The organism is Achromobacter sp. MYb9, from assembly GCF_002975275.1.
Taxonomy (GTDB): Bacteria; Pseudomonadota; Gammaproteobacteria; order Burkholderiales; family Burkholderiaceae_B; genus Achromobacter.
In genome coordinates this window covers 126,628-138,406 of sequence record NZ_PCOQ01000009.1, presented here as the reverse complement: position 1 = coordinate 138,406, position 11,779 = coordinate 126,628, and the positions used below count along the sequence as shown (strand labels likewise).

At 66.4% G+C, this 11,779-nt stretch carries 9 protein-coding genes; 8 read left to right on the top strand and 1 reads right to left on the bottom strand.

Annotated elements, in window-relative coordinates; translation table 11 throughout:
• The first annotated feature begins 82 nt into the window (after window positions 1-82).
• The 8 genes from CQ050_RS15505 to thiM all read left to right on the top strand — a co-directional run bounded on the left by CQ050_RS15505 (window position 83) and on the right by thiM (window position 9,478).
• Window positions 83-1,522 (top strand): NAD-dependent succinate-semialdehyde dehydrogenase, encoded by a 1,440-nt coding sequence (locus CQ050_RS15505; protein ID WP_105557716.1) that lies wholly within the window; start codon window positions 83-85, stop codon window positions 1,520-1,522.
• A 329-nt stretch (window positions 1,523-1,851) separates the two neighbouring features.
• Complete coding sequence (locus CQ050_RS15500; protein WP_105557715.1) at window positions 1,852-3,369, top strand: amidohydrolase family protein; 1,518 nt, start codon at window positions 1,852-1,854, stop codon at window positions 3,367-3,369.
• Between the two features lie 113 nt (window positions 3,370-3,482).
• Window positions 3,483-4,589 carry an ABC transporter substrate-binding protein gene (locus tag CQ050_RS15495; protein WP_105557714.1) on the top strand — a complete coding sequence of 369 codons (1,107 nt, stop codon included), beginning with the start codon at window positions 3,483-3,485 and terminating at the stop codon, window positions 4,587-4,589.
• Window positions 4,590-4,599: 10 nt separating this feature from the next.
• A complete protein-coding gene (locus tag CQ050_RS15490; protein WP_105557713.1) occupies window positions 4,600-5,475 on the top strand; it encodes an ABC transporter permease in 876 nt (291 codons plus the stop codon).
• The gene (locus CQ050_RS15485; RefSeq protein WP_199196826.1) at window positions 5,472-6,290 is read left to right on the top strand and encodes an ABC transporter permease; all 819 of its coding nucleotides are present in this window, start codon (window positions 5,472-5,474) and stop codon (window positions 6,288-6,290) included. The genes CQ050_RS15490 and CQ050_RS15485 overlap by 4 nt, the downstream gene beginning before the upstream one ends.
• A 16-nt stretch (window positions 6,291-6,306) precedes the next feature.
• Window positions 6,307-7,176 (top strand): ABC transporter ATP-binding protein, encoded by an 870-nt coding sequence (locus CQ050_RS15480; protein WP_105557712.1) that lies wholly within the window; start codon window positions 6,307-6,309, stop codon window positions 7,174-7,176.
• A 31-nt stretch (window positions 7,177-7,207) separates the two neighbouring features.
• Window positions 7,208-8,566, top strand: coding sequence for an LLM class flavin-dependent oxidoreductase (locus CQ050_RS15475; protein ID WP_105557711.1), 1,359 nt, complete (start codon window positions 7,208-7,210; stop codon window positions 8,564-8,566).
• 90 nt (window positions 8,567-8,656) lie between these two features.
• Complete coding sequence (gene thiM, locus CQ050_RS15470) at window positions 8,657-9,478, top strand: hydroxyethylthiazole kinase (RefSeq protein WP_105557710.1); 822 nt, start codon at window positions 8,657-8,659, stop codon at window positions 9,476-9,478.
• A 3-nt stretch (window positions 9,479-9,481) separates the two neighbouring features.
• On the opposite strand, the gene CQ050_RS15465 is transcribed toward thiM, so the two are convergent.
• Window positions 9,482-11,584 carry a TonB-dependent siderophore receptor gene (locus CQ050_RS15465; RefSeq protein WP_105557709.1) on the bottom strand — a complete coding sequence of 701 codons (2,103 nt, stop codon included), beginning with the start codon at window positions 11,582-11,584 and terminating at the stop codon, window positions 9,482-9,484.
• Between the last annotated feature and the right edge of the window lie 195 nt (window positions 11,585-11,779).

Below are 11,779 nucleotides of genomic sequence, written 5' to 3'. Positions count from 1 at the left end.
CCCCGAGATGGGCATGGATGCTGCCGCAGGTTCGCCCAGCCATCCCGGACAGACCCTCAATCCCTGACCCTACGGAGACCCCATGGCCGATTACCCGAATACCCTTCTTTTGATCGACAACGAATGGCGCGAAGCCAAAGGCGGCGCGCGCATCGATGTCGTGAACCCCGCCACCGGCCAGAAGATCGGCCAGGTCGCCCACGCCAAGCGCGAAGACCTGGATCTGGCGCTGGCTGCGGCGCAGCGCGGCTTCGAGACCTGGCGCGACACCTCGGCCCATGAACGTTGCGCGGTCATGCGCCGCGCGGCCGCCCTGTTGCGCGAACGCGCGGATTCGGTGGCCCGCCTGCTGACCCAGGAACAGGGCAAACCCCTGGCCGAAGCGCGCGGCGAAGTGTTGGCTGGCGCTGAAATCATCGACTGGTTCGCCAACGAGGCACTGCGGGTCTATGGCCGCATCGTGCCGTCGCGCAACCCGCTGGCGCAGCAATTGGTCATCAAGGAACCCGTCGGCCCGGTGGCCGCGTTCACGCCGTGGAACTTCCCGGTCAATCAGGTCGTGCGCAAGCTTGGCGCCGCGCTGGCCACCGGCTGCTCCTTCCTGGTGAAGGCACCCGAAGAAACCCCGGCTTCCCCCGCCGCCCTGCTGAACTGCTTCGTCGACGCCGGCATCCCCAAGGGCGTGCTGGGCCTGGTCTTCGGATCGCCCGCCGAGATTTCCAGCTACCTGATCCCGCATCCGGTGATCCGCAAGGTCACGTTCACCGGGTCGACCCCGGTCGGCAAGGAACTGGCCGCGCTGGCCGGCCTGCACATGAAGCGCGTCACGATGGAACTGGGCGGCCACGCCCCGGTGATCGTGGCCGAGGACGCCGACGTCGAACTGGCCGTGAAGGCCTCGGGCGGCGCCAAGTTCCGCAACGCGGGCCAAGTCTGCATTTCGCCGACGCGCTTCCTGGTCCACAAGAGCATCAAGGCCGCATTCGAGCAAGCCTTCGTCGCCCATGCCGAAAAGCTCAAGCTGGGCGATGGCCTGACCGAAGGCACGACGCTTGGGCCCCTGGCCAACGACCGTCGCCTGGTGGCCATGGACAAGATCGTCAAGAACGCCAGCGAAAAGGGTGCGCGCATCGCCACCGGTGGCGCGCGTATCGGCGGCGCCGGCAACTTCTTCGCGCCCACGATCCTCACCGACGTCCCGCTTGACGCCGACATCTTCAACGAAGAACCGTTCGGTCCGATCGCCGCGATCCGCAGCTTCGAAACGCTGGACGAGGCCATCCGCGAAGCCAATCGCCTGCCGTTCGGCCTGTCTGCTTACGGCTTCACCAAGTCGATCAAGACGGTGCACGAGCTGTCGCGCCGCCTTGAAGTGGGCATGCTCTGGGTCAACCAGCCCGCCACCCCGTCCGCTGAACTCCCGTTCGGTGGCGTGAAGGATTCCGGCTACGGCTCCGAGGGCGGCCCGGAAGCGCTGGAAGCCTACCTGGTGACGAAGGCCGTCTCCGTCGTCGGCGTCTGATATTGCCCGCTCGCCATCGGTTCGGCGCCGCGCCGGACCGGTGGCGCGTGCACTGCCCGCCTTTCCTGCCGGCCGCATCGGCCGTGTAGCGCGTTATCCCAATAAGCCCCGCACGTGAAGTGACCCCCACGAAGTGGGACGGTCGGTTCTCGGGCGGGGCTTATTTATTGTGGGCGACGCCCCCAACGCCATAAGCACATCACTCAGAACGACATTTCAAATTCGTCGTTTGGTTACGCCCGGCGGTCCCGTACTGTGACGTATCCGCGCCGATATTGCCGTTTCCCAACGCGCAACACGCCGCCTTCGTTTCATTTTCGGAGACCTCCATGAATGACCGGCTGCACCGTACCCAGGCATCCCGCTCCGCCGCCATCAAGGCGAATCTGGATTACCCGGTGATCGATACCGATGTCCACGTCAACGACTATGCACCTGTCCTGGAGGACTACATCCAGCACTACGGCGGCGCTAAGCTGGTGGACATTTTGCGTAAAACCCAGGGTTCACGCTTCGCCACCAAGGCCGAAGGCAAAGACTGGTACCAGCAGACGCCCGAGGAAAGGCAATACCACCGCACGCTGCGTGCGCCCTGGTGGGCGCGCGTCACGCGCAACACGCTGGACTTGGCCACCGTCACATTGCCGGAGTTGCTGTACGAGCGTCTTGAAGAGCAAGGCTCGGACTATTCCATCCTGTTTCCCAATGACGTGCTGGCCCCGCTGGGCGCCGGCAATGAATTCCGCCAGCCGCTGCACCGCGCGATCAACCACTTTCATGCGGACCAATACCGCAAGTACAGCGACCGCCTGACGCCCGTCGCCGGCATCCCCATGTACCACCCGCAGGAGGCCATCGAAGAGCTTGAATTCGCGGTCAACACCTTGGGCCTGAAGGTGGCCAACATCCCCGGCGGGGTGCGCCGGCCGATCAAGGCCATCGCCGACAAGTACCCGCCCGCGCAATACCCGGACATCGCCCGCCACGCGTCGTATGTGGATTTCTTCGGCCTGGACAGCGAACACGACTACGACCCGTTCTGGGCCAAGGCCGTCGAGCTGGGCGTGCCGCTGGCCACGCATTACGGCAGCCAGGGCTGGACGGGGCGGCACTCCATCAGCAACTACATGTTCAACCACATCGGCCACTTCGCCGACGGCTCGCAGGCCTTTGCCAAAGCGCTGTTCTTCGGCGGCGTCACCCGCCGCTTTCCCGGCCTGCGCGTGGCGCTGCTGGAAGGCGGCGCGGACTGGGGCGCGCATGTGTACACGCACCTGGTGGACCGCTGGGAAAAACGCAACCGCGACGCCGTGCACCAGTACAACCCCGCCAACGCGGACATCGGCTTGCTGGCGGAACTGTTCGAGCGCTATGGCGCGGAACTCCTCCAGGGGCGCGGCGTGGACAAGGCCACCCTGCTGCAAGACAGCCTGGGCGTCTCGGCCTTGCCCCACAGCCGCGATCCGCGGGGCGACGAACTCGACGACTTCGCGGCCGCCGGCATCGAACGCGTCGAAGACATCCGCGCGCGCTGGGTGGACAGCTTCTACTTCGGGTCCGAAGCCGACGACAGGACCGTCGGCGCCGCCTTCAACGACCGCGCGAATCCGCTGAACGTGAAGCTCAATGCGATCTGGTCGTCGGATGTCGGCCATTGGGACGTGCCAGACCTGACCGAACCGTTGGCCGAAAGCTGGGACCTGGTCGAACAAGGCGTGATCACGAAGGCGGATTTCAAGGCCCTGGTTTTCGACAACCCCTACCGCTTCTACACCCAGGCGCATCCGCAATTCTTCAAGGGCACCCGCATCGAAAAGACGTTGCAGGCCCAAGCGCTCGCGGCCTGAGCCGCCCCCCGCCTTGCCGACATTCCCGTCCGCTCAGGCGGGCGGCGGTCTGCCCGTTTCCGGCGCGGACCGGCTTCGTTCATCCCCGCTTTTCATCTTTATACGGAACAACCATGCGCATCCTGCCCTCTGCCCGCCTGATTTCACGCCTGTTGCTGGGCGTCGCCTTATGCGCGGCCAGCGCCGCCTCGCTGGCCGCGCCCGAGGTGGTCCGAATCGGTGTGGCGACCGCCGGCGGCGGCGACCCGATCACCTGGGGCGGATCTCCCGGCGGCGTCGCGCGCGCCAACCAGTGGCTGGAAGAGGCCTTCAAGGGCACCGGCACCCAGGTGCAATGGCTGTTCTTCAAGGGCGCCGGCCCCGCCGTGAACGAAGCGCTCTCGAACAAGCAGATCGACTTCGCCTACCAGGGCGACCTGCCCGCGGTCGTGGGCCGCTCCAACGGCCTGAAAACCCGCATCCTGCTTGGCAGCGGCGTGCGCAACAACCTGTACGTCTCGACCCCCAAGGACTCCCCGCTCAACGCCCTGGAAGATCTGAAAGGCCGCAAAGTCTCGATCTTTCGCGGCACGAACGGACACCTGGTGGCCATCAATGTGCTGGCCTCGAAGCACCTGACCGAACGCGACATCAAAGGCGTGAACCTGGACGGCGGCAGCGCGCAAGCCGCGCTGGTGTCCAACGGCGTGGACGCCGCGTTCGGGGGATACGAATACTTCAAGCTGCGCGATCAGGGCCTGGTGCGCATCATCTACTCCACCAAGGGCCAGGACCCTTCTTTCACGCGCCAGGCGGCCTTGCTGGTGCGCGAAGACTTCGAAAAGGAAAACCCCGACGCCGTGCAGCGGGTGGTTGACGTGTTCGTGCGCGCCGCGCAGTGGTCGTCGGACGAACAAAACCGCGACGCCCTGTTCAATATCTGGGCGCGCAGTGGCACGCCTTACGCGTCATGGCAGGCGGAGTTCGACGGCGACACGCTGGCCGTGCGCAATTCGCCGCTGCTGGATGAATTCCTGACGGCGCGCTACCAGGCCGTGGCCGACGATGCGCTGAAGTTGAAGCTGATCCGCCGCCCGGTCAGCGTGGACGGCTGGTTCGAGCCGCGCTACCTGGACGCCGCGCTGCAGAAGGCCAACCTGGCCGGCCGCTGGACCGCCTTCAATGCCCAAGGAAAGGCGGCGACGGGCGAACGCCAGGCCGCGGCCGCGCCGGCGCGATAAGGAAAGCGCCATGGCAGAAAACACCCTGGACGTCCACGTCTCGCCCTCGCCCGCCCCCGCGCTGCGGCGCGCCCGGCACGGCCCGCAAGCCTGGCTGCGACAGGCCGGCGGCAGCCTGTTGCCCTGGTTGCTGCCCCTTTCCTTGCTTGCGCTATGGCAACTGGGCGCCTCCCAGGGCTGGATATCCGAGCAAGTGCTGCCGTCGCCCCACTTTGTCTGGCTCACATTGCAAGACCTGTACACCAGCGGTGACCTCTGGCTGAACGTGCACGCCAGCCTGCAGCGAGTGCTTGTCGGCTTCGCGGCGGGCAGCGTCCTGGGGCTGGCGCTGGGCGCCACCATGGGGCTGTGGCGCCCGCTCGAAGCCTATCTGTTGCCCACGTTCAACGCGCTGGTGCAGATTCCGGTTCTGGCGTGGCTGCCGTTCGTCCTGCTGCTGGTGGGCATCGGCGAACCCCTGAAGTACATCCTGATCGCCAAGGCGGCGCTGGTGCCCGTCACGCTCAATACCCTGCAAGGATTCCGGCAGACCCCGACAAGCCTGCTGGAAGTCGCCCGCGTCTATGGCTACACACGCCGCCAGCAAGTGCTGGAAGTCGTCTTGCCGTATGCGCTGCCGACGCTGTTCACGGGACTGCGGTTGGGGTTCACCAAGGCCTGGCTGTCCCTGGTCGTCGTCGAGCTGGTCGCGTCCAGCGAGGGGCTGGGCTACCTGATCGTCTACGGCCGCCAGTTGTTCCAGCTGGATCTGGTCATGGCCGCGGTGATCGTGGTGGGCGCCATCGGCTACGCCATCGACAAGCTGCTGGATCTGGCCGAAACCCGCGTTGGCGCCAGCCAGGCCGCCACCCGCCTGGGCGTCTCGAACACCGGAGCCCGCGCATGACGGCCGCGCGGATCACCGCTGCCCCGGCAACGCGCCGGCCGGCCGCCTGGCGGGCCTGGCTGGGCGCGCGCTGGCGCGGCCTGGTGCTGCCCGCCGTCGCCATCACGGCGTGGTGGACGCTTGCAAGCCTGGGCTGGGTGTCGACGCCGTTGCTGGTGTCGCCCGGCAAAGTCCTGGACACCGCCGCCAGCCAGATCGCATCCGGCCAGTTGTGGCGGGCGCTACGCGCAAGTTTGGCGCGCGAGATGACGGGTTTCGCGATCGGCACCACGCTGGGCCTCGCGCTCGGCGCGCTGCTGGGGTTGTTGCCGCTGTTCAACCGGATCGTGGGCCCCAGCTTCAACACCTTCAAGCAGATATCGCTGTTTGCCTGGATCCCGTTGATCTCCGTGTGGTTCGGCCTGGGCGACGTCGCCAAAGTCACGTTCCTGTCATTGGCGGCGCTGGTGCCTGTGGTCGTCAACACCTGTGACGGCATCCGCAATACGCCGGCCTCGCTGCTGGAAGTGGCCCGTGTATTCGGCTATTCCCGCTGGCAGACGCTGTGGCATGTCGTGCTGCCGGCCGCGGCCCCGTCGATCTTCACCGGCGTCTATCTGGCGCTGATCTATTCCTGGCTGGCGACGATCGGCGCGGAATACCTGCTGGTGGCGGGCCATGGCATCGGCAACACGCTGATCGAAGGCAGCGAGCATTTCCAGATGGACCTCGTGATCTTCGGCATGTTCGTGATCGGCGTGGTGGGGTGGTCCATGAACGCATTGGCCCGCGCGCTGGAGCGCCGGCTGGCGCGGCACCGCTTCGGCGCCGCATGACAAGAGAAGGAAAGGAATGGCTGACACTTTCGGCAAGCAGTTAAGCATCCGCGGCGTAGGCAAGCGCTACGCCGGCAGCGACGACGGCGCGCAAGCGTTGCAGGTCTTGCAGGACATCGATCTGGACGTGCCCGCCGGCCGCTTCGTCAGCATCGTGGGCGCCAGCGGCTGCGGCAAGTCCACCCTGCTGCGCCTGATCCTGGGGCTGGATGACGACTACACCGGCCAGATCCTGCTGGATGGGGTTCCTGTGCAAGGCGCGGGCCTGGACCGCGGCATCGTCTTCCAGGACCACCGGCTTTTCCCCTGGCTCGATGTCGAACGCAACATCGCGGCGGGCCTGCGCAACGCGCCGTTGAGCCGCGCCGAGAAAAAGGAACTGGTGGCCGACCACATCGCGCTGGTCGGGCTGCAAGGGTTCGAGAAATCGTTCCCGCACCAGATCTCCGGCGGCATGGCGCAGCGCGTGGCGATTGCTCGCGGCCTGGTGAACCGGCCGCGCGTGCTGCTGCTGGACGAACCGCTGGGCGCGCTGGACGCCTTGACGCGGTCGCGCCTGCAGAATGAATTGCAGCGCATCTGGGAAAAAGAGCAGATCACCATGATCCTCGTCACCCATGATGTGGAAGAGGCCGTGTTCCTGGGAGACCGCGTGGTGGTGATGCAGCCGCGTCCGGGACGCATCCGCCGCATCGTGGATATCGACCTGCCGCACCCGCGCAACCGCAGCGACCTGCGCTTCATCCGGCTGCGCGACGACGTGCTTGGGGATTTTCTCGATCCCGACGGCCGCATCGCCGACAACGAGTCCCTGCCGCCCGCTGGCGCCCTGACGGCCACGGTGGGCACGCTGCCCGCCCTGGATCGCCTGCGCATGGCTTGGTAACCCCCCTTCCCCGCATCGACCAGGACACACCATGAGCACTCCTTCCCGCCAGATCAAGCTGGGCGCCTTTCTGATGCAGACCGGCCACCACATCGCCGGTTGGCGCCACCCGGAAGCCTTGGCCGACGCCGGCCAGAACTTCCGGCACTACGTGGACCTGGCACGCAAGGCCGAGGCCGCGAAATTCGACGCGGTCTTCTTCGCGGACTCGGTCGGCGTGCGCAACGCGCACAGCCCGTCGCTGTCGCGCACGGCCCGGGCAGAACACTTCGAACCGCTCACGCTGTTGTCCGCGCTGGCGGCCGTGACCGAACGCATCGGCCTGATCGCCACCGTCTCCACCACCTACAACGAGCCCTATCACGTCGCCCGCAAGTTCGCGTCGCTGGATCTGATCAGCGGCGGCCGCGCGGGCTGGAACCTGGTGACCTCCAGCGGCGAAGGCGAAGCGCAGAATTTCAATCTGGACACGCACGTGGCGCACCCGCTGCGCTACCAGCGCGCCGAAGAATTCCACGACGTCGTGACCGGCCTGTGGGACACGTGGGAAGACGACGCCTTCATCCGCGACAAGCAGACCGGTGAATTCTTCGACGCCGGCAAGCACCACGCGCTGAACCACAAAGGCAAGCACTTCTCGGTGCGCGGCCCTTTGAACGTGGGCCGCTCTCCGCAAGGCTGGCCGGTCGTGGTGCAAGCGGGCGCTTCCGAAGCCGGCCGCGACCTGGCGGCCCGCACGGCCGAAGTGATCTTCGTGGCGCACCAGACGTTCGGCGAGGCGCAGGAATTCTATGGCGACATCAAACAGCGCGCGGCGCGGCACGGCCGGGACCCGGACGGCATCAAGATCATGCCGGGCATCTTCCCCATCGTGGGGCGCACGCAAGAAGAGGCCGACGAGAAGTTCCAGACCTTGCAAGACCTGATCCATCCGGTCGTGGGCGTCTCGCTGCTGTCGAATATGATCGGCGGCATCGACCTGTCCGCCTACCCCGTGGACGGGCCTTTGCCTCCGTTGCCAGAGACGAACGGCGGCAAGAGCCGCCAGCAATTGCTGGTCGACCTGGCGCAGCGCGAAAACCTGACCATCCGCGACCTCTACCTGCGGATCGCCGGCGCGCGCGGCCACCAGCAGGTCGTCGGTACGCCGCAAAGCATCGCCGACCAGCTGCAGCAGTGGTTCGAAGAGGGCGGCGCCGACGGCTTCAACATCATGTCTCCGTGGCTTCCCGGCGGCCTGGACGATTTCATCGAGCAGGTCTTGCCGGAACTGCGCCGCCGCGGCCTGTTCCGCACCGACTACCAGGGCACGACATTGCGCGAACACCTGGGCCTGCAACGGCCAACCAACCGCCACGCGCTGGCCCGCGATCAGGCGCGGGCGGCTTAGGGCAGCGCCGGAGCGGGCTGCCCTAAGCCGGCTTGACAAGGCCGCCCGCCCCCCAGACCATACGCGGATCCCCTCCGAACCCGTATCCGCATGGCTGACATCCCCACCGACAACGCCGCCCTGGCCCGGGCGTCGCAAGACCTGTACGCGGCCGTCCGCCGCGACGCGCCGCTCGTGCAGTGCCTGACCAATTTCGTGTCCATGAACATCGCCGCCAACGTGCTGCTGGCGATGGGCGCATCGCCCGCCATGGTGCATGCCGCCGAAGAAGCGCCGGAGTTCGCGCGCCTCTCGGGCGCGGTCGTGATCAATATCGGCACCCTGTCGGCGCCCTGGCTGGAAAGCATGCTGCTGACTGCCGACGCGGCCCGCCAGGCCGGCATCCCGTGGGTGCTGGACCCGGTGGCCCACCACGCCACCGCCTTCCGCCGCGATGCCGTGCAACGCCTGCTGGCCTTGCAGCCCGCCATCATCCGCGGCAATGCTTCCGAGATCATCGCGCTGGCCGGCGGCCAAAGCGCCGGCAAGGGCGTGGACGCGCGCGACGCCGTCGCGCAGGCCGAGCAATCCGCGCGGGCCATCGCCGCCGCCCATCGGACGGTCGTGGCCGTGACCGGCGAAACGGACTACGTCACCGATGGCCAGCGCGCCGTGCGGGTGACGGGCGGCTCCGCGCTGATGCCGCGCGTGACCGCCACGGGCTGCGCGCTGACGGCGCTGGTCGGCGCCTTCGCGGCAGTGTCCAAGGACGATCCGTACACCGCGGCCGTCGCCGCGCTCTCGTGCTTCGGCCTCGCGGGCCAACGCGCCGGCGCCCTGGCGGACGGGCCGGGCTCCTTCGCCTGGCGATTCCTGGATGCGCTGGCCGCCCTGGAAATCGACAGCCTGACGCAGGAATCGCCGTTGCGCTGACGCCTACATCCGATACTGCAAGCTCAGCATCGCGTTGCGCGGCGCGCCCGGCATGTTCAGGTTCGGGCTGCTGCCGTGGCCCGACACGATGTAGCCCGCGTCGAACAGGTTGTACACGTTCAATTGCACCGCGTACGGCCCTTTGCGCCACCACGCGGCCGCATCCGCCGTCACATAGCCCGGCAAGGTGACCGTGTTGCCCGGGTTTGCGAAGCGCGCGCCCACCAGATTCAAGCCGGCGCCTGCGCCGAACCCGTCGCCCAGGTCTTTGGTCACCCAGATGTTGGCGGCATGGCGCGGCGTCAATGTGGCGCGCTTGCCCTCCACGTCCTGCCCCGCGTCGCGCGCGACCGACTTGGTGACGCGCGCACCCAGGTAGGCGTAGCCAAGCATGGCGCGCCAGCCATTGGACAGATCGCCCGACAGCGTCCATTCCGCGCCATCGGTCCGCTGCGTGCCCACCGGCACCAGCGTATTGGTGACGGGATTGTTCACCTTGATGTCGGTGCGTTCCAGGCGGAAGACGGACACAGTCGTCGACAGCTTGCCGTCCAGGAAATCGTACTTGGCGCCGACCTCGTAGTTGGTCGTCTTCTCGGGCGCCAGATCGGCATTGTTGGCCGCCAGCGAGAACGCTTCGCCGGACGGCTGGTACGACTGGCTCCACGACACGTAATACGACTGCACGGTATCGGGCTGGAACACCAGCCCCAGGCGCGGGCTCCAGTTGGAATCCGTGCGGGCCAGGTCCGTGCCGTTGCGACGGTCTTCGGTCTTCTGTTCAAAACGGTCGTGCCGCACGCCGGCCAGCACCTTCCAGTGATCCCCCAGCGACACCATGTCCTGCACGTACAGGCCCAGCGTGTTGAAACGGCCCAGGTTGCTCGTGCCAGGATTGCCCGGCACCTGCAACGGCAAGGTCGGCAGCACCGGATCAAACAGATTGACGGTGGCCACGGCATTGGCCGAATAGTTCATCAGGTCTTTGTTCTGCTGGCCCACTTCCACGCCATACAGGATGTCGTGGCGCACGGAACCCCATTGGGCGCGCTGCATCAGTTCGGTCTGGTTGGTCCAGCCATGTTCGTCGCGCAGCACGTTGGAACGATTCAGCGTCACCGTCTGGGCCGCTTCGTTCACGACGCCGGGCAGCGTGTTGTTGCGGTTGAGCGTGTAGTGGTAGTAGCGCGTGGCATTGCGCAGCGACCAGTTTTCATTGAAGCGGTGGTTCAGCGTGGCCGCGTAGGACTGGACGCGCGCCTGCGAATAATCCACGTCGCGGGCGTTCTCGGCGCCGTAGTACGTGGACGGGTCCACATCCACGGGCCGGCCGCGATAAGCCGGAATGCCGAAGTCCGTGATGCGGCGGTCTTCCAGGAACTCGGTCTGGATCAGAAGCGTCGTGTCTTCGCCCAGGCGCAGTTGGGCCGACGGCGCGATGGCCTTGCGGTCCAGGAATTGCTTGTCGCGATAGCTATCGCCCTTCTCGACCGCGCCCGTCAGGCGCCAGGCCATGCTGCCGCTTTCATTGACGCGGCCCAGGTCCAGATCCAGCCGGCGGTCGTTCCAGCCGCCATAGCTCAAGCCAAATTGCGAGATGTCTTCGCCCGGCTTCTTGGTAATGCGGTTGATCAAGCCGCCGGACGATCCCCGGCCATACAACACCGCGGCCGGCCCCTTGATGACGTCGATGCGTTCGACGTTGGACAGGTCGCGGAAATACAGGGCGTCGTCACGGAAGCCGTCGACGAACTGGTCGGCAATGGCCGTAAAGCCACGGATCGACACCTGGTCGCGCTGGCCGTCGCCGGTTGAGAAACTGACGCCCGGCACGTTCTTCAACGCATCCTGCATCGACGTCGCGTGCTGGTCGCGCATGACTTCGGCCGGCACCACGTTCACCGTCTGCGGAATATCGCGCAGCGGCGCGTCGATCTTGGTGGCGCTGGTGGAATCTGGCGGGTTGTAGCTTGTTTGCGCATCGTCGCTGCCGACCACGCTGACGGCGGGCAAGGTCGGTGTATTGGATTGGCCGTGGGCGGGGGCCGGGCTGGCAAGTGGCGCCAACGCAAGGAGTGCTGCGGAAAGGGATCGAGGGGCGTGCATGGCCGTGACGGGTTTTCTGAAGTCGTTTGAAATGGAACGAAGCGCCATTTTCTTGACAATGAGAATCACTCGCAATTTTTTTATCATCACGTTGCACGGCGGCCACGATAAATGAGACACGCATCCAATTCAGTTTTTTGTCAGGCGCCCTGTGCCACCCGTGCGCGAACCCGGACGCCACGTCCCGGCGGCCAT

What these genes read in the sequence shown, in the direction of transcription:
- CQ050_RS15505 (WP_105557716.1), top strand. Translation starts at nt 83, where the DNA reads ATGGCCGATTACCCGAATACCCTTCTTTTGATCGACAACGAATGGCGC.
- CQ050_RS15500 (WP_105557715.1), top strand. Translation starts at nt 1,852, where the DNA reads ATGAATGACCGGCTGCACCGTACCCAGGCATCCCGCTCCGCCGCCATC.
- CQ050_RS15495 (WP_105557714.1), top strand. Translation starts at nt 3,483, where the DNA reads ATGCGCATCCTGCCCTCTGCCCGCCTGATTTCACGCCTGTTGCTGGGC.
- CQ050_RS15490 (WP_105557713.1), top strand. Translation starts at nt 4,600, where the DNA reads ATGGCAGAAAACACCCTGGACGTCCACGTCTCGCCCTCGCCCGCCCCC.
- CQ050_RS15485 (WP_199196826.1), top strand. Translation starts at nt 5,472, where the DNA reads ATGACGGCCGCGCGGATCACCGCTGCCCCGGCAACGCGCCGGCCGGCC.
- CQ050_RS15480 (WP_105557712.1), top strand. Translation starts at nt 6,307, where the DNA reads ATGGCTGACACTTTCGGCAAGCAGTTAAGCATCCGCGGCGTAGGCAAG.
- CQ050_RS15475 (WP_105557711.1), top strand. Translation starts at nt 7,208, where the DNA reads ATGAGCACTCCTTCCCGCCAGATCAAGCTGGGCGCCTTTCTGATGCAG.
- thiM (WP_105557710.1), top strand. Translation starts at nt 8,657, where the DNA reads ATGGCTGACATCCCCACCGACAACGCCGCCCTGGCCCGGGCGTCGCAA.
- CQ050_RS15465 (WP_105557709.1), bottom strand. Translation starts at nt 11,584, where the DNA reads ATGCACGCCCCTCGATCCCTTTCCGCAGCACTCCTTGCGTTGGCGCCA.